Source organism: Endozoicomonas sp. GU-1 (assembly GCF_027366395.1).
In the GTDB taxonomy this organism is placed as follows: Bacteria; Pseudomonadota; Gammaproteobacteria; order Pseudomonadales; family Endozoicomonadaceae; genus Endozoicomonas.
The window spans coordinates 2,848,174-2,866,771 of the sequence record NZ_CP114771.1 but is presented as its reverse complement, the minus strand read 5'-3'; the positions used below and the strand labels follow the sequence as shown (position 1 = coordinate 2,866,771).

Sequence of the window (18,598 nt, the reverse complement as noted above, 5' to 3'; positions counted from 1 at the left end):
CTGTTGTTATATAGATAGCCAAAGCGGCTTAAGGAACCTCACCCTATTTGTCTGGTTTCCGCAAACGCGTTGGTAACACTTGGGTCACTCTCAATACAGTTCCTGGTAAGCGGACTCTCTGCGAACAAGAGAAAGTTATGCTGATGCCGAGAAAGAAAGCGAAGCTTGAGGTTGAACTTAGGGTAGACATTAAGCGAAGCCCTTTATTGGTAAAGGCTGTAGGGGTGTTTCTGACCTCCCGTATAAGAATTCAGAAACGAGCTCTCTGGGCTGTATGGGTATGTGCAATGAAGTAGAATCGCAATACTTGATTACATACCTGCTCTACAGCCCTTGTTTCACAACAACTTGGCCTTAATGTCTACCCTAAGTGAGGTTGAAGATACGCCAGCTACGCGATGCAATATCTTCTGATGTCCCAATGAAACAACTATTTCCTGTACTGTTTCCGTACATTAAAGGTTTAGGATGAAATTTAGAAAATTTATTGTTTATTTCCCTGTTTATTCTTTTATGACGATTCTTTTGATGCCAAAGGTGTTTCAGCTTCACTGTTTTTTGGAGAACCGGTATCTTCCGGTTCACTCTTTTGTTTAGCTAAAAATGCCTTGAGGTTTTTGTGATATTCACTGAGCGTGGTACCTTTTCCGGCACTGCGTAAACCTTTCCTTTTAATAGACGGTACCTCCAAAGTATTTTTGTTTTTATCATGCAGGATAGAGCATGCTTTTTCAATGATTTCATCAGGGTTGCTATCGTGACCTGGTCTTGTTTCTTTAAGGTGTTGTTCCGAAAAACGTCTAACGCTGTTTCCAAGTTCCTCTATCCCGGAATGAATTTGTTTATGCATTCTTTTTTTTCTATCTTTTTCTAATTTCATGCGCTCCTGATGATTCATGTTTGTTCGTTGTCTTTTTGTTCTTGGCTTTGTAGCCCGGAGCAGTAATTCCATATCATTATCAATTAATCGAGCTGCCAGTTGGAGAATCTTTCCGACAGAACACTCATTGTTGCTAAGTGGTTTAATGCCCATGAACTTACTCACTTCGCTACTTAATTTTGTTACATTGATCTGGTTTCTCTTAACTTCAGGTTCAGAAACAGGCATCGATTCACCCGAAGTACGCATTTTTTTCAGAGGAGGGCCATTCAGGTTTTCCAGAACCTGGCTTGATGAATTTGAAGAACTGGCTTCAGTTGTTTTCTGCTGTGCCTGGTATTGAGCAAAATTTTCTTCAAATGCCTTCTTAATGTGCTTTTCAGTGGTTTCTGTCAGTATTTTATCAGTTTGTTCACAAAGTTGTTTGTTTACTTCCTCCAGCCTGGTTTCTAATAATGGCCTGATTGCTTCTGAAACCGATTTTACAAGAAGGGTTTGCATGCCTGGAATAATTGCTGTTATGGATGATGAAACAACCTGATTTATTTGTTGCTGTAAGACGGGCAGCATAGCTTTGACAGCATGGGTTACTTCACTTTTGATTTGTTCCCGCACTAGTTCCTGCATTACTTCAGGTATGGTAGCTTTGACCGTGCTGGTTATCTCCGTTTTAAGCTGAGGAATGACGGTGTTAGAAATGGCTTGTGCTACGGCTGACAATAGCCGCGGGGATTTTCTTGCAGGGTTGTGGGGATTCACCGTAGCTGCATTGTGGTTACCGATTTCCGGGGTCGGCCTGAAGGTCAAATCGGGGGTCGCTGGTACGCCTAACACTGTAGCATTGAGCTGCGAAACCAGAGGGTGGTTTGGAGGCAGGGGCAGCTTAAGCGAAACCCGGGAAACCTGTCGGGGCAGATTAGCCTCAACAGGTTTTGAGAAATGAGCCAGTCGTTGACTTGGTAAACGGGGAGCCGTTGCTTTTGGAGAGGCGTCGGGCATTAGTCGGGGACGATTGGATTTGATGGATACACCGGACGACAATAAAGGGTCCTGACTATCAGGGCGCAGGCCGGAAACTGGTGGAGATTGCAAAGATGACGCACCTTGATCCGGGCAACTGAATGGATAACCCGGGGAGCATTGTGGATTTGGATTATAGATCCCGGTTGACGTCAACATGGGGGGCGTTTCTTTACAGGGCTGGGGTTGATTTGTGAAGTGCCTGTTATCCGCAGGGGCGGAATGCATTACCGGGTTCATATAGCAGTGTGTTGTCTCTGTTGCGTTGATATTCCTTTGTTGTAATTGAGTAGTGATACTCTGCCCGGGCATCATTGACATTGGTCCAGACTGACACAAACCCGGAGTTGGCGTATTGACAACAAGGGGCTGGGTTGTATCTGTGACTAAAGTACCTTCTCCTCCGTTAAAATTCAAAAAAGAAGGAAAACCATTGCCCATTGATGAAGGAAAATTATACATGCCCTGAAAACTACCCTGAATTTGTAATAGTAACTTAATATTATGACCTTTTGATTAACTATAAGTTCAAAAATGTATTTGCTATGAAAACTGAATGATAAGCACCGCTTCCAGCTCTGGAAGCGGCAGGTTTTGAGGCTCTGAGTAGTTGGTTAACTGCTTAGATTGGTTGATGGGCAGAGCCGGTTTTCACATGGGTAAAATAGAGTGGCAAGCCAACCAGAAACAGACCGCCAAACAGGTTACCCAGTGCGGTTGGCAGTTCATTCCAGATCAGGTACTCCGACACCGTGAAATCACCGCCCATAATCATGGAGAAGGGGAACAGGAACATGTTGACAATGGAATGCTCGAAGCCCATGAAAAAGAACAGCATTATAGGCATCCACATGGCCATCATTTTACTGGTCGCTGATGTGGAGATCATGGCACCAACAACACCCATGGATACCATCCAGTTGCAGAGCATGCCCCGGATAAAAATAGTGATCCAGCCTGAAACACCATGTTCTTTATAACCGACGGTGCGTGACTCACCGATACTGCTGACCTTTTCTGCAATAGCCCCTCCGTCAATGCTATAGCCGTAAGTGAGGATAAAAGACATAAAGAAAGCAACCGTCAGTGCACCCGCAAAGTTGCCAACAAACACCATTCCCCAGTTTCTAAAAACCCGTTGCGCTGTAACACCCGGACGCTTATCCAGATAAGCCAAAGGCACCAGGGTAAATACACCCGTCAATAGATCAAACTTCATCAGGTACAACATAATGAAGCCCACCGGAAACAGCATGGCACCGACCAGCGGTGAACCGGTTTTAATGGTCACGGTGATGGCAAACATTGCCGCCAGTGCCAGGATAGCCCCTGCCATAAATGCACGGATCAGGGTGTCTTTATTGGACATGAACACTTTGGACTCTCCAGAGTCCACCATTTTGGTCACAAACTCGCTGGGTTCTAAGTAAGCCATAAATCCCTTTCCTTGAGGTCAGTTAATAGATATTCCATTGATGCTTACGCAAAGTTAGTGCCAAGGTTTTTTTCAAGGGATAATTCAATAATTTATAGAGAAAAAGTGATGCTGATAAGGCTACATTCTATGTAGGTAAGCCAGAAATTGGGGATATTTGCACTGCAACGATACACACCAGAGCAGATATTCATGCATTCCATAATACACTTATTGGTTTAAACAGGTACCAATACCGTTTGAATTATGATCAGCATTAACCAGTACCATTCTGATACTGTCGTTTTCTTAGCCTGGTCAGGTGGGAGAACACACCATGAATATTGTCGTGTACAGTGGCAATTGTCGTATCCGTTCACTAGCCTGATCGTTCAAGTTAAAAGTGCCTGTGTGCCGTGAAAATGCTGACGGTAACTTCTAATGATGTAAGACAGGAGCGAGCTGACTAATATGACTCCGGCCAATATCACGTCATCCAATCCCGTTTCCTCTCATGACGTTAGCAGCGAAGGTAAGCAGGTGGCTGCCGACGAAGCGGATCTGAAAGTCTGGCAAGAAGGCAGTTCGTCAAAAGCCCGGAAAAATAAAAAAAAGAAGAGGCGCTCAGGTGCTTCTGATAAGCCTTTTTCAGGTGCAGCCCCCTGTGCATCGCGATACCTGGATAACCCGGACTATCCTGCCGTCCAGGAGCAGCAGACCAGGCCCGACAGGGGGCTGAAGTCACGTCATTGCCAGCGCTCAACCAAGACAGCTGCATCGTCTGTTGTTACTGCCAGAGGTCGTGATTCTTCTGATTTTCAGTTAGCTGCCCGACCAGAATTGAGCAAGGCGAAATTGACACCTGCGGAGTTCAGGCCTCGATACAAGACGCCATTGGTTGATATCGGAGCCAATCTCGTCGGACACAGGTTTGGTGACTTGTCCCGGGTTATTGCCAATGCTTCCCGATCAGGCGTCGGTCGCATCATGATAACGGGTACTTCTATTGCTTTAGCAATAGAGGCGCAGAAAGCCGTGGATAAATGGCTGAAGCAATCTCCGCATGCTACCGGGGCCGCTGGAGCCTGTGCGTCTGCCGATTCCTCCCGATGCTCTTTGTATTACACAGTGGGATGCCATCCACACAAAGCCAGGAATTTTAAGCAAGATGGTGGCATACCGGAAATGAAAAAAATAATGGAACGGGGCGGCAGCCACTGTATTGCAGTGGGTGAGTGTGGATTGGACTATGTGCGTGAGTGGTCTCCCAAAAATGTCCAAAGAGATGTGTTCAGGGAGCAGTTGGAGCTTGCGGTACAACTGAAAAAGTCACTGTTTTTGCATGAGCGGGGTGCCCACAAGCAATTCATTGAAATTCTGACAGACTACATACATCAACTGTCTTCTCCAGCCATGGCCTGCGTTCATTGCTTCACCGGTAACAGTGAGCAGCTGCAGGCCTATCTTGATCTGGGCTGTTCCATCGGGATTACCGGTTGGATTGGTAACACGCGTAATAAAGATCTGGTGGGTGCGCTGCGCTCTGTCGGTTGGGAGGCTCTGCGTGACCGGCTGATGGTTGAGACCGATGCACCGTTTTTAAAACCTTATCTGGTTATGCCCCGGCAGCCAGATCAGCACAGGGGGGCTCGTGGCAAAGGACGAAGTGATAATGAACCGGCCAATCTGCCCTATGTGATCCATGCGCTGAGCCAGGTGCTGGGTGTGGATGGAGAAGAGATTGCTGCTGCAACCACAGAAAATGCCCGCCGGATATTCTCACTTGTCGACTGACGTAGCATCGGTAAATAACTGGTTAAAATGATTGAGCAATAATCAATCAATAGGTGCAGGAGTTATTTATGCTTAGTGGAATTATCATTAATAATGATATTGGCCATCAATATAATTTCCGGCCGTTAAACCCTGAAAACCCGGTTCAAGGCGTGAGAGTTACTTGTCTTTTTAATTCAAAACAAGTCGGTAAAGTAGAGCTGAGACCACAAGATATAAAAATTAGCCGACCTAATGTTATTCGTCCCGATTGTTTTTGTGCTGCCTATGGAATTTACAAAGACTTGCAAGACAGAGGCATAAAACCTGACAACATTCCCTTTTATAGAGAAAACTGTTCCTTTTTTTCTATATATGAAGGTGATTTTATTTATTATAAGATCATCAAAGAACTATATATTCCCGCATTATTTTCATCACCGGACTTCGATATAGTCACTTCTCCCGATGGGAAGTATAAGGTTGTCTGGAATAACAAAGACTCACCTTAAACTTGCCAGATGATCAATTGGCCCGATTTATTTCTACAACAGCTGACAACTGGATACGCTGTAAATGTGAGCCAAACCAGGCAAACGAACACAGGGCGAAAAGTGTCACGTATAAATACCGGTTTAATCATTCTGCAAACAGCGTATGTTGGGGCACAATTTTCAAGCCTACAGGCTTCTGATTAAGTCGTGTCCGATATACAGAGAACAGAAGACGAACAGTTGGTATCCCCGGCAAGGCGGGCTTTTTTCCGGCGTTTCGCCCCTGAACCCGAGCAGGTGATCCCCAATAGCCGCTACCCACGGCCGCCATGGGCAGTAGATAACACACTGTTTCTGGCGCTGTGTACCCAGTGTGATCAGTGTATTGAGCAATGCCCAATGCGAGTACTGGGAAAATCCGATGAGCAAGAAGAGATTCTTTCTGGTCGTCCTGTACTGGACCTTTCTTACGGTCGTTGTGACTTTTGTGGACAGTGCGTTGATGCCTGCCCATCGGGAGCCTTGAGCCGTGAACAAGGGACAAAGCGGCAGGTGATTCCCCAGCTTGCTGGCAGTTGCCAGGCAGAACTGGGGATGTACTGTAACCTCTGTGAGGAAACCTGCCCTGAACAGGCAATCAGCTTTGCTGCGGATAACAAGCCGGTGATAGACCTCAGTCTCTGCAGTGGCTGTGGCGAGTGTGCTCTGGACTGTTATAGTCGTGTATTGGTTATGGCCAAAGGCTCCTGGGAGGCTGACCGAGAATAGCGCCCGTAGCGAGGATGGCAGAAAATTGAGGATAAAAAGTCGGAAATTTTTAGTGAATAGTGGTTCTATTTGCTAAAAATTTCCGACTTTTTAGACCAATTTGCTGCCACCGCAGTAGGGCAGTCTATTCTCGGTCAGCCTCCTAGCGCCCCCTCAAAAACAACTTATCCAATTGATCCATAGTGAGCATGGTCCAGGTTGGGCGACCATGGTTGCATTGTCCACTGCGCTCTGTCTGCTCCATATCCCGAAGCAGGGCGTTCATCTCTTCAATGGACAGTTTTCTGTTGGCCCGCACCGACCCATGACAGGCCATGGTAGCCAGTATTTCATTGATATGGGCTTCAATGCGGTCGCTGGTGCCGTGTTGCATCAAGTCTGAGAGTACATCTCTCAATAGCTTCTCAACATCAGCATTCTGCAGCATCACCGGTATCTGACGCACCAGCAGCGTTTCCGGCCCCATCCGCTCCAGGGTCAGTCCCAGACGGAAAAAGTATTCGCTGTTTTCTTCTGCGCAGTCTGCCTCACGTTCACTCACCGATATGGATTTAGGTACCAGCAATGGTTGGGCACGAATCCCCTGCTCCTGATAGGACAGCTTCATGCGCTCATAGGTAATCCGTTCGTGAGCGGCATGCATATCCACCAGAATCATCCCCTGGTCATTTTCCGAGAGAATATATATTCCTTTCAGCTGGGCAATGGCATAGCCAAGAGGCGGTGCCAGAGAGTCATTTTCCGGCAACGGCTGCGCCGACACCTGAGCAGAAAATACGACGCCGGGTTCCTGTACCGCATGGTCACCCACGGCTTTCGCCTGACTGGCAGTTACAGGCTCTGCTGAGGTGGCATAGAGCTGGCTATAGGCTTCTATCTGTCGTTTAACCTGGCCGGGCGATGGTGCTTCTGATAAAGCAGGGCGACGGTCAGGATTACCACTAACGCCGGAGCTTTGATTGGCATAATGCCCGGTACTGCCGGATGCTGTCGGGGCGGTTGCAAGCTGGATGGCTTCCTGCCCCTGAAACTCACCGGCCTCAATACCCGATGCCGTGGGTTGAGGCGGATTGGTCAAAACTGTGGGTGGTAGCTGATCTTCCGGGCGAACTTCACCCAGGGCACGATTTAAAGTACTGAACAGAAAGTTATGAACCGTTCTGCCATCCCGAAACGAACTTCATGTTTGGTAGGATGCACATTGACATCCACCATGGCCGGATCCAACTCCAGGTAGAGGACAAATGTCGGATGACGCCCGCTGTAAAGTACATCACGGTAGGCCTGACGAACTGCGTGAGCCACCAGCTTATCCCGAATAACACGACCATTAACGAAGAAGTACTGCAGATCAGCGCTGGCCCTGGAGAACGTAGGCAGCCCCACCCAGCCATACAGTTTCAGGCCAGAGACGGCAACATCAATAATAACCGCATGTTCAATAAATTTGGGACTGCAAAGTGCCGCTACCCGGCGATCCTTTTCCGCCTGGGTCACTGCGGGACGAAGCTGATGGACACTGCGTTGATTGTGGCGGAGGGTAAAGCCCACATCAAAGCGGGACAGAGCCAGACGCTTAACCACCTCTTCAAGGTGAGAAAATTCGGTCTTTTCAGTACGGAGAAACTTGCGACGGGCCGGCGTATTAAAAAACAGGTCTTTGACTTCTATGGTGGTGCCCACCGGATGCGGTGCGGGCATAACCTGCGCTTCCATATCCCGTCCTTCCACTCTGGCCTGCCAGCCTGACGCCTGTTCTGCCACATTAGACGTCAGGGTGAGTCTGGAAACTGAGCTGACGGAGGCAAGCGCCTCCCCGCGAAATCCGAGGGTAGCCACACCTTCCAGGTCTTCCAGTTCAGATATCTTGCTGGTGGCGTGACGGGAGAGTGCCAGGGCTAACTCATCCCTGGGTATGCCATGACCATCATCACGGATACGGATCAATTTGACACCGCCATTTTCCACTTCAACCGTCAGACGCCTGGCACCGGCATCAATGCTGTTCTCCAGCAGTTCTTTGACGACTGAAGCCGGACGTTCCACCACCTCACCGGCAGCGATCTGGTTAGCCAGTCGGTTATCAAGAAGACGAATGGGTTTCATGGTCAATTATTGGGTCCAATAAGAGTTATCAGGCCAGCTTAATGTAACAATACCGGGAGGAAGTTTCCCCGGTTTTTACCATCGAATATCGAGTTTTTAGCAAGACTATCAGTTAAAGGGGGCTCTTTACATGGTTACTGTTCACTGTTCAGCATGATGTTGGGGGGGGGGGGGGGGGGACACAATGGGATAATGGAAAATAAATGAAAAATAAAAAAATAAAGGACACCCATGTGAACAAAATAAACAAAAAATAAAGGACATCCAAAGACAAGGATACTAAAGGACACCCATGTACTCTAGGGAGGCTAAAAAAAGGGCTCTTCAGGGATAACTGTGGGTAGAAATCAACAAATTTGAAAAAAAAAGCACCAGCGGCTGATTTCAGGTATGTTTTTATTTGCAGACAAAAACAAGAAGAAACGCCGCTGATGCTGATAAAAACTATCCTCAATAAAGTTCATAAACTCAAGTCATTTGTTTATCAGGATGTAAAACTCGGTCTCTATCAAGGCTCTGAAGTATTCAATGTCATCGTGGTCCCACGCAAGAACGGCCATGCTATTTGCTCAGGATGTCAGCAACCAGCTCCGGGCTATGACCGTCTTGCTGAACGTCGTTTCGAGTTTGTCCCTCTCTGGGGAATCAGGGTTTTTCTGCTCTACAAAATGCGTAGGGTTGAATGCAAGACATGTGGCGTAAAGGTTGAGCAGGTTCCATGGGCTGAAGGCAAGAAGGAACTCACCAAAGTTTACATGCAGTTTCTGGCAAACTGGGCTAGAAAGCTCTCCTGGAAGGAGGTCGCCCGTACTTTCAATACCTCGTGGGAGAAGGTCTTCCATGCTGTTGAGTATGTGGTTGAGTGGGGCAAGAAGCATCGTTCACTTGATAATATCAAGGCCATTGGTGTTGATGAGGTGGCGTATCAGATCGGCCATAAATACTTGACTGTTGTCTACCAGATTGATCGCGACTGTACACGGCTACTATGGGTTGGTCAGGAGCGTACCGAAGCTACGATTCGCAGCTTCTTCGCTTTCCTGGGTACACAGCGTAGCCAGCGGTTGGAGTATGTCTGTTCTGATATGTGGCAACCCTACGTAAAAGCGATTGCGGTGTTTGCCAGCCAAGCATTACATATTCTGGATCGCTTTCATATCGTTGCCATGCTGAATAAGGCCATTGATGAAGTCAGGACCACGGAACACAAACAGCTTCAGGCAGATGGTTATGAACCGGTGCTGAAAAAAACACGCTGGTGTCTGCTCAAGCGAAAAGAGAACCTGACCGAGAAAGAAGAGATCAAGCTGAACACAGTGCTTCAGTACAACCTCAAAAGTGTCAGAGCCTATCTTCTCAGAGAAGAGTTCCAAGTGTTCTGGGACTACATTTCACCACACTGGGCAGGAAAATACCTGGACCGGTGGTGTACAAGAGTGATGCGATCAAAGATAGAACCGATGAAGAAAGTTGCTAAAACTGTTCGACGACACAAGCCACTTATCCTGAACTGGTTCAAGGCGAAAAAGGCGTATTCCAGCGGTATCGTTGAGGGTCTGAACACCAAGATAAAACTCACTACGAGAAAATCATACGGTTTCAGAACCTACAGATGTGCGGAAATTGCGTTATATCATGCGCTTGGCAAGTTACCTGAACCGGAAATGACCCACAGATTTTACTGACGAGGCAAAAAAAGAATGACTTAAAGGACCCCCATAAACTACGCGAGAAATAAAGCGGGAAATAAAGGACACCCAAAATTTGACTAATCAGCCATACAGTCTAACTTTCCTCTGGAGCCTCTTAAGGACACATACCCAGTAACCAACAAAAATGACATGACGACTGCCCGAAAAAACCTCATAGATCCAGCCAGTACGCCCTACTACCACTGTATGGCACGCTGCGTTCGCCGTGCTTTCCTATGCGGCAAAGACAATTTCTCAGGCAAAAACTATGAGCATCGCAGGCAGTGGGTGGTTGATCGGTTGAAAGCGCTTTCTGGTATTTTTGCTCTGGAAGTCTGTGCTTATGCGGTTATGACGAATCATTATCATGTGGTGCTCCATATCAATAGTCAGCAAGCCAAAAAATGGGACACCAAGGAAGTCTTACAACACTGGACGCAGCTGTTTTCTGGCCCACACCTGGTTCAGCGTTATCTTGTCGGCGATCAGCTGGGCAAAGCAGAGCTGCTGCGTGTCGAAGAATATGCCCATAAGTACCGCAGTCGTTTAATGGATATCAGCTGGTTCATGCGCTGTCTCAACGAATATTTAGCCCGGCTGGCCAATAAAGAGGATGAGTGCAAAGGACGCTTTTGGGAAGGTCGTTACAAAAGTCAGGCCCTGTTAGATGATGCCGCATTGCTGACTTGCATGGCCTATGTCGACTTAAACCCTATCCGGGCAAAAATTGCTGCAACGTTGGAAACCTCAGAACATACTTCTATAAAAGAACGCATTGAGTCATACGACAGCGCAAACGGAAAAAAACAAAAGGCACACCTGAAACCGTTAAAAGCTCAGGGGCAAAACCCTGAACAGGCGATTCCATACCCACTCAGTAGCTATTTTGAACTGGTTGACTGGTCTGGCCGAATTATCCGCAAAGGCAAGCGTGGTCGTATAACTGACGATGTACCGCCTATCCTTGAGCGCTTTTCACTTTTTTAAAAAATGGGTGTCCTTTTCTTCTTTCTTTCTTCTTCTTTTCTTCTTTTCTTTCTTATCTCCTTTTCATCCCCTAACGAGGCAAAAAACTTTCTCACCGTGCAACTTTTATCATTTTTTTTGTCTAATTAGTAAAACAGGTTTTACAGATCTTTTATAGTCGTCTCCTTAAAGAATCAAAAGTTCAACCAATAAAAATCTCAACCAATAAAAAGACTACTCAAAGTGGCGAACAACAATGAATTACTTTAGTACGAAACCGAAGCAAAGCATTTTTAACAGGACTATCAATATGCACATGATGCACATGTTGAAAATTTTCACACCCGGACCTGTAAGCATGGGTTATCAGCAATTGCCCGATGAAAACGTCTGTGATGCTTCTACAGGGCCTAAAACCAGCAGTTCATCAGTTTCCCTGGCTACCTCCGCACACCATACTCACTCGTTGTCTATTAATCCATCTCAAGATCTGACCTGCCAAACCCCTGTTGGTAATCGTGCGATTGAGCCGGAAACTGAGCCTCTTTGGCCAAATAATTACATCACGAAAGCCGGGACGAAAGCTCATGGCCAAACCGGAAAAAAAACAAAAGCAGACAGTAAACAAGCTACTAAAGACCTCCACAATGCTCTCATTTTCACTAAGAATCCGGAGGATCTGACCAATGACGACATCCTCGCCCTGATTGAAAAAGGAGCAAATATCAACGCGAAAACCAAATACTATGGCAAAGAGACAGCTCTACATTTAGCCGCTTTACATGGCAGTAAAAGAATAATTGAATTGCTTGTTAACAAGGGTGCTGACGTTAACGCCAAAACTTCTTATGGCTGGACAGTCATGCAGTGTGCTCACAAGAAAGGATCCATTACGCCCCTGATCCGCTGTATGGTAAATGCCGGGCTCAAGATTGATGCGAGGTGTGATAATTGCGGTTCAACAATGCTTGCTCATGCAGCCAGGGAAGATCGCTGGGAGCTGGTGGAATTTTTATTGGGTAAAGGTGCCAGGGTTAACGCTGAGATCAATATCAGGGGAACGGCACTCCACCTTGCAGTTCGTCAGGGGCGGCAAGATGTCATTAAGATGTTGGTGAACCATGAGGCAAACATCAACGTCAGGAGTCACCATAAGGGGAAGTCGGTTCTTCACGATGCAGCTCGTCTGGGTCGGCCAGAAATCATTGACCAGTTGATGGGGTATGGGGCAGACATCAGCGCCAGGGATAATAATGGGAAAACAGTTCTTCACGATGCAGCTCGCCAGGATCAGCCAGATATCATTGACCAGTTGATGAATTATGGGGCAGACATCAACGCCAGAGATAATAAGGGGAGGACGCTTCTTCACCTTGTGGCTGCATCAGGCCAGCAGGCCATCCTGGATAAATCGCTTCAGCTTAACGTCGGCGTCAACGCCCGGGATAACAATGGCAGGACGCCACTCTACCTGCTCACTTGCACCAATGGGCAGCCGGATAACATTCAATATTTTATGAACGCCTTGACTAAAAACCAGGCTGACATCAATCATCGGGACAACGATGAGAGACACCCCTCATCTATTTAGTCAAGAGCCTTTGCGATCAGAAAGCCATTAAGCATGTCATTGATACCTTGGTTCTGCTCGGGGCTGATGTTAACGCCAGTGATTCACGCGGGCTTACGCCACTCCACTTTGCTGCTGCCCATGGCAAGCTGGACGTTTTTAACCACCTGCTTGTGAAAGGGGCCAGCATGAATGCCAGGACCAACAACGGCCTGATGGTTCTGGACGTCGCCAGGTCCAATGGCCAAAACACAGCCAAAATGCTGGAGAGCCTTCATAAGGCCAAATTTGATGTTCATGCACCCTGCACCTCTGACGGTGCAACGATGCTTGTTTGTGCCGTACAAAACAGGCAATGGAAACTGGTCGACTCATTGATATCAGATGGGGCTGACATCGATGCATGGAAACATAAAGCAACCCAGGTTACTTCCCTTCACGAAGCGGCTTTAAAGGACCGAAAAGATACTGTGAGTGAGTTGCTAAAGAGAAAGGCTAACCCCGGTTTACCAAGTATACGTGGGCGTTCAGCTATCCATTATGCTGTGATGGACAGAGGTTTTGCAGATTTGCCCACTTCGGAAAATCTGGCACATCGACAAAGCATCCTTGTCGAACTGATTGAAAGCAAAAAAGTGGACATCAATGCCCGGGATGAACGTGGAATAACAGCACTACACATCGCAGCGAGTGGAGGCTATGTAGTAATGATTCGGGAACTATTGATGCGAGGGGCTGATTTCAACATTCTGGATAAAGACAATATGACAGCTTATGACTATTGCAATAGGCAGAAAGCCTGTCTGTTAATGGCAGAACATAATGCTGATGTGCGAGGCGTCGATTTGAGGAAAGCAGAAGCAGCCGACCAGAAACACACTGCAAGCGGGTTTGTGCATAAAGTGAAAGCGTTTTTCAAGTCTGAACGAAATCGCTGAGAAGCCCTTATTTTCAGCGGTGCGGATGATATCAGAATGGTCGAAGTTTAAGCCCGAAGGGGCATTTTCCAGAATAATAACAGTGTTATTACAACTACACAGCAGATGTCGTCATGTTTAATGCAAAGTCAGATGTTATTAGCCACTCTGTTACAGACTCCTGTTCCAGCTGTTTACCTGACACCAGGGAAGCTGACATCGCCAATGATCTAATTCCGGTATCAGGCGTAATAAAAACTCACGTTTTATCTTCAAATCGAAAGTGCAAAATTTCCGGGATTGATTCCACGTTTACTTCTTCTGGCAGCACCGGCCAAAAAATCACTGAAACGTTTACACCGCCACTAAAAAACAGGCGCTTTACCGAACCGCAGCTGACCGTTGATTCCCCGGCTATGCCAAATCGGAAATGGTTAGGTGGAAAAGGGATGTTCCTGACCCTGATGAAGAACGCAGGATTAACTGTCCCGCCATTTCGCTGCATTGAGACAAGCATCGTGCAGAACCTTGAGGCGCTTCCATTCGATGCCAGCCCATTGCTGGCCATGCTGGATGATGGCCATGAGTTTCCCCATACAACGGCCAGTCTGGTGAATATAAGACAGTGGATTACCCAAATGTCTCCAGCAGGCAACCCATTGGGCAAGCCAACAACAAGACAACAGCGCTGGCTCGATGCGCTTTCTTCATTTATTGCTGGCGCGGACTTTTATCAGCAAATAAGCGCTCTACCCATTGCTGACCAAATACGCACTATTCATCAGGATTTATGCACCGACCTGGCTAAGTCCGACAGCCCGATTATCGTGCGCAGCTCCGGCGTGGCTGAGGACTCGTTTGGTAACGCCCAGGCCGGCAAGTACCAATCCCTGGTGCATGACCAGGCGGATATCGTGGCAATCTGTTTGAAAGTGCTCGCTTCTGCTTACCGTTCCGCCGTTTTTTCCCCAACAGCTCCGCAAGGGATGGCAATTATCCTGCAACAGTGCATTCAATGTTGCGTTGGCGGAGTGGGCATGAGTTATCGCCGCATTGATGACGGCACGTTATTGATCGAGTGTGGATCGGGGCAACCGAAGACGGTGGTGTCCGGTCAATACGGTATCACTCCCCATGGTTATGAGATCAAGCGCAACGGCAAGCAATGGGAGGCCACCTTTAACCCCGGTAATTTTGAGTATGGATTCATTTTGCGCGCTAATGAAAATGGGGGCTATGAGGAAGAGTGGGTCAAATTTGAACCTGCTGCTGCCACGGCTGAGTTCATTGGCAAAGATCAACTGAACTGCCTGGTTGAGGGGGGGGAAGACACTGGAAGACGCGTTGTTGTGCCCTGTGGATTTTGAATTTGCCATTGATCCGGAGGGCCATGTCCTTTTTTTGCAAGGGCGGCCGATTACCTGCCTGCCCGGCGGCAGCCATTTTTCCATGGCATCTCCTCCCCGGTCTCTGGATCAGGGCACCGTCATCAGCGACGGTTGTGGCTCAGGGTTGGCGCTGGCCATCAGCGGTCCGGTCCAAGGGAGCAGTCTGCCTGACAATGTCATTCTTTTTTGTGGCCATGGCGGTGACTGGTTACTGGCCCCTGAGGTTCTGGAAAAAACAAAGGGGATTGTCTTCAACAAATGGGCCAATAACGACCATATATCCATCGGCCTGAGGCAGGAGGGCATACCCTGTGTGGGGATTAAGCAGCCTGAATGGTGGCCCGATAATGATGCACCGGAATGGGTAACGCTGGTGTGTGGGAAGTTTCAGAAAGAGTCCGGCGGGTTTTTATTGCCGGGTGATCGGGAACAGGCGTTGTTGAATTTCAGTGGTCAATCGGCCACCCCTGATTATCAAGCCGCACAGGCTGCCCAGCAGGCATACCAGCCTGCAAAGCCGGAAAAAGAACCGTCGGTAGCACGTCTGTTCTCCTGGCTTGTGGAGCAAAACACCAGGCTCCTGGATTTTCTCGGGACTGAGCGACTGATTCATTTATGCCTGTCCAAAACCGGCGCTGTCCAACTGAGCATGCACCCCGAGCGACAAGAGATTGTCCAGGGATGTGTTCAGGAGATCGACAACTTTATGCAAGAGATTGCGGCTTTTCTCTCTGGCTACGAACGGTTTTTAATGCTTGCAGCCGCTGATCCTGATCTTAAGCAGCAATACCAGGAGGAGTTAATCCCCCTTCACGAGCGACTGGCGCTGGTGCAAACAAAGGTTAAACAAACTCTTGCCCAGGTCACAAGGCCATTTCTGCCTGGCAAGGAGTTGCCGGCCTCAGGTTCGGATTTTCAACAATGGCTGGCCCATTGCCAGTTATTAAAAGACCACTTGCAACGGCTTGAAGCAGTCCAACAGGTGCACAACATCGAGAGCGTTCATGAACTGATTCTATGGTTGCACAAATGTTTTCTCACCAGGCTCTGGCCCGTGGCCACCGCTTCAGGGCAGGGTGAAGTGAGCACAATAAGGCGGCCTATCTTTGGAAATATCGATATTGTTGACTTCTCAACGTCTCAGGAAGAACCATTATTCGACGACACTTGCCGTGAGGCACTCAGGCAATTACGGGCCGAAAGGGTGACTGCTCTCAATATGCCAGATTGTACCCGGTTGTCGATTCAGCTTGAGCATCATGCGTGTACCATCGACCTGTTGGAACAAGCCGACGGTGGCAAACAGCGGACTTTTCGGATGTGTTACTCTGAGGCGCTGGCCGATTCATTGCAAGTAACCCTGAGCGGAAAGTTCAAGCGACTGTGGTTTTTGGCGCAAACGCTGTCTCACTATTGGAAAAATAGCGGTTTCAATGCACCGGATATTCATTTTAATGAACAGACAGGCCAGGCCCTCTTTGAACTCACCCATCTGCCTGACAAAAAAGATTTGCAGCACATGTTTGTGGACATTCTGAGTGTATTGCACATTCTGGGCAATATGGATTTTTTGTTGGGGCCATTACATCTGGACGAAAGTAAGACAAACTGGAATATGGCCACAATCAGGGAAAGGCTGAATAATCCCGCTTTCGCTACAACCAATCGATCAGCCCTGGAGCATATCTACTGGTGCTCCGCTTACTCACGCACAAAATCACTGATGAGCCACTGTACCCGGGACAGGGCGATCCGTCACCTGGTTGAAACGGCGCTGATCTTTTCTCAGGCTCCCATCAACTGTATTGAAGAAGCGCTGAACGATCAACTCGATACTCACAGGCAGAAAATACTCTGGCATTGGCTACTTTCTGATCCAGCCAAAGCCAGCCCCATGGTGAACAAATACGTTAACTGGTTAGCTGACGAAACCACGGCCATGCGTCTGGTGTCGCAAAATGGCCATATCCTGAAATACCTTGCTCCTGAACTACGCAATCAGCGGGCAATGGTTTTTACCGCCATCAAAAGCCACACTGGCGCTATTGTCGATGTGCCGGAATCCTTTAAAAACGATATTGAAATTATGTCTTATGCCCTGGCAAATACAGAGGATCCGGAAACCACCATTGCTCTTATTGGGCCAGAGCTATCATCAAAACCTGAACTTCTCCGGCGCTTATTCACCACAGCCGTTGAAAACACATCACAGGCTCTTTCCTGTAATGCGGCAACTGAGTATCTGGAACAACATCCTGGATGCTATGAAGAGCTTCTTCTGTTGGCGCTGAAGTGCAGTGATAAAGATGATTCCTATCGATTATTTCACCACAATTTCAGGAAAAACCTGCTTAACAACCGTCATCTTTATCGGAAACTTGCCTTAAAAGCGCTGGCAAAACCCGGAATAGACGATAGGCTGAAATGTTTTCCGGAATTGAATAATGATCGAGAAGTAGTATTCACGGCGGTTGGCTCAGACCCCTTATCATTAAAACATGCCGGACCTGAACTTCAGGCGGATAAAGAACTGGTCAAAAAAGCGGTCGGGAACGATGGGAGAGTTCTGAAATTTGCCAGTGAAGGGCTTAAGGATGATGAAGACATCGTATTGGCCGCTGTCAAAAATTATGGGGTTGCCCTGCTATACGCCAGTGAACGGTTAAAAGCGGATCCAACAATTGTTAGAGCAGCGCTGAAAAATAACGCGTGGGCGCTACGGTATGCCGACGAACAATTAAAACATGATCCGTACTACGTTCGACTGGCTGTCAGTCATCCTTATCCTTATCTTGATATAGAGCAGTGTGGAGATAAGAAATTACTGACCATTGTCGTATCAAAAGACCCTCTGTTCTTTGGAACACTCGCCAGGCAAAAATGGAGAGACGATGAAGAGTTGGTGCAACTGGCTGTGCAAGGTCACGGTCGTACTCTCAAGTATGCCAGTTGCAGACTACGCAGGCACGAGCCAACTGTCCGGCTGGCAGTTCAACAGGATGGTATGGCACTTGAGCATGCCAGCCCGGAACTGCGAGCCAATAAAGCGCTGGTCAAACTGGCGGTGAAAAATGACGGCATGGCGCTGGAGTTTGCCAGTGACCTGCTTCAGGATTGCCCGGAGGTGGTCAAACTGGCCCTGCACCAAAATCCGTTGGCGCTTCAGTTTGCCAGTGACCATTGCCGCAATGACCCGGAGCTGGTCAACATCGCCTTGCAGTACAATGGTATTACTTTGCAGTATGTTGACCGTTTATTACCAGGCAAACCCGAGATCATTGCGGCAGCGATGAACCATGTCGGGCCTGTTGCGTTAAGGTATTATCAACATTTTCATAATGGCCCGTGTGCCTCTGGCAGTCACGACCCATCCCTCATAGAGTGTTGTCCATAAGCGAATAACTGGTAAAAGTCAGTTGTCCAATACTTCAGTTATTTAACTGACGTAAAAAATATTTTGCTCTGTGCAACTATTATCATGTTTTTTTGTCCAATGGATCAAATTGGTAACTTGCAGCCTAAATTAGCCTTGGTCAACCAATAACAGCCAATAATAATGTAGCGCTATAGCGCGGAAATGAATTAACGCATTTTCAAACAGGAATTATCAA

Annotated in this window: 11 protein-coding genes and 1 pseudogene; 9 read left to right on the top strand and 3 right to left on the bottom strand. The window is 47.7% G+C overall.

Annotation, left to right across the window (positions count from 1 at the left end; all coding sequences use genetic code 11):
* Positions 1-511: 511 nt before the first annotated feature.
* Together O3276_RS11735 and O3276_RS11730 are read right to left on the bottom strand one after the other, a co-directional pair.
* Positions 512-2,362: a hypothetical protein gene (locus tag O3276_RS11735; protein WP_269675781.1), complete on the bottom strand. Its 1,851-nt coding sequence runs from the start codon at positions 2,360-2,362 to the stop codon at positions 512-514.
* A 160-nt stretch (positions 2,363-2,522) separates the two neighbouring features.
* Positions 2,523-3,335, bottom strand: coding sequence for a formate/nitrite transporter family protein (locus O3276_RS11730; RefSeq protein ID WP_269675780.1), 813 nt, complete (start codon positions 3,333-3,335; stop codon positions 2,523-2,525).
* 450 nt (positions 3,336-3,785) lie between these two features.
* On the opposite strand from O3276_RS11730, the gene O3276_RS11725 reads away from it, so the two are divergent.
* The 3 genes from O3276_RS11725 to napF all read left to right on the top strand — a co-directional run bounded on the left by O3276_RS11725 (position 3,786) and on the right by napF (position 6,349).
* A complete protein-coding gene (locus tag O3276_RS11725) occupies positions 3,786-5,108 on the top strand; it encodes a TatD family hydrolase (RefSeq protein WP_269675779.1) in 1,323 nt (440 codons plus the stop codon).
* 68 nt (positions 5,109-5,176) lie between these two features.
* Positions 5,177-5,599 (top strand): hypothetical protein, encoded by a 423-nt coding sequence (locus O3276_RS11720; protein ID WP_269675778.1) that lies wholly within the window; start codon positions 5,177-5,179, stop codon positions 5,597-5,599.
* A gap of 189 nt (positions 5,600-5,788) precedes the next feature.
* Positions 5,789-6,349 (top strand): ferredoxin-type protein NapF, encoded by a 561-nt coding sequence (gene napF / locus O3276_RS11715; protein ID WP_269675777.1) that lies wholly within the window; start codon positions 5,789-5,791, stop codon positions 6,347-6,349.
* A 142-nt stretch (positions 6,350-6,491) separates the two neighbouring features.
* On the opposite strand, the pseudogene mutL reads toward napF, so the two are convergent.
* Positions 6,492-8,455: pseudogene (gene mutL / locus O3276_RS11710) on the bottom strand (DNA mismatch repair endonuclease MutL).
* A 431-nt stretch (positions 8,456-8,886) separates the two neighbouring features.
* On the opposite strand from mutL, the gene O3276_RS11705 reads away from it, so the two are divergent.
* From O3276_RS11705 to O3276_RS11680, 6 genes are all read left to right on the top strand, one after another.
* Positions 8,887-10,140: an ISL3 family transposase gene (locus O3276_RS11705; protein WP_269671896.1), complete on the top strand. Its 1,254-nt coding sequence runs from the start codon at positions 8,887-8,889 to the stop codon at positions 10,138-10,140.
* A 156-nt stretch (positions 10,141-10,296) separates the two neighbouring features.
* Complete coding sequence (locus O3276_RS11700; RefSeq protein ID WP_269675776.1) at positions 10,297-11,133, top strand: transposase; 837 nt, start codon at positions 10,297-10,299, stop codon at positions 11,131-11,133.
* Positions 11,134-11,470: 337 nt separating this feature from the next.
* Complete coding sequence (locus tag O3276_RS11695) at positions 11,471-12,703, top strand: ankyrin repeat domain-containing protein (RefSeq protein WP_269675775.1); 1,233 nt, start codon at positions 11,471-11,473, stop codon at positions 12,701-12,703.
* Positions 12,704-12,750: 47 nt separating this feature from the next.
* Positions 12,751-13,620, top strand: a complete 870-nt coding sequence (locus tag O3276_RS11690) for an ankyrin repeat domain-containing protein (protein WP_332328220.1) — start codon at positions 12,751-12,753, stop codon at positions 13,618-13,620.
* A gap of 428 nt (positions 13,621-14,048) precedes the next feature.
* Positions 14,049-14,966: a PEP/pyruvate-binding domain-containing protein gene (locus O3276_RS11685; RefSeq protein WP_332328219.1), complete on the top strand. Its 918-nt coding sequence runs from the start codon at positions 14,049-14,051 to the stop codon at positions 14,964-14,966.
* Complete coding sequence (locus O3276_RS11680; protein ID WP_269675774.1) at positions 14,956-18,381, top strand: DUF4116 domain-containing protein; 3,426 nt, start codon at positions 14,956-14,958, stop codon at positions 18,379-18,381. Before O3276_RS11685 ends, O3276_RS11680 begins: the two co-directional genes overlap by 11 nt.
* Positions 18,382-18,598 lie beyond the last annotated feature (217 nt).

Coding starts and splice junctions, on each gene's coding strand:
- O3276_RS11695 (WP_269675775.1), top strand. CDS start 11,471: ATGGGTTATCAGCAATTGCCCGATGAAAACGTCTGTGATGCTTCTACA.
- O3276_RS11700 (WP_269675776.1), top strand. CDS start 10,297: ATGACGACTGCCCGAAAAAACCTCATAGATCCAGCCAGTACGCCCTAC.
- O3276_RS11735 (WP_269675781.1), bottom strand. CDS start 2,362: ATGTATAATTTTCCTTCATCAATGGGCAATGGTTTTCCTTCTTTTTTG.
- O3276_RS11730 (WP_269675780.1), bottom strand. CDS start 3,335: ATGGCTTACTTAGAACCCAGCGAGTTTGTGACCAAAATGGTGGACTCT.
- O3276_RS11685 (WP_332328219.1), top strand. CDS start 14,049: ATGTTCCTGACCCTGATGAAGAACGCAGGATTAACTGTCCCGCCATTT.
- O3276_RS11705 (WP_269671896.1), top strand. CDS start 8,887: ATGCTGATAAAAACTATCCTCAATAAAGTTCATAAACTCAAGTCATTT.
- O3276_RS11725 (WP_269675779.1), top strand. CDS start 3,786: ATGACTCCGGCCAATATCACGTCATCCAATCCCGTTTCCTCTCATGAC.
- O3276_RS11720 (WP_269675778.1), top strand. CDS start 5,177: ATGCTTAGTGGAATTATCATTAATAATGATATTGGCCATCAATATAAT.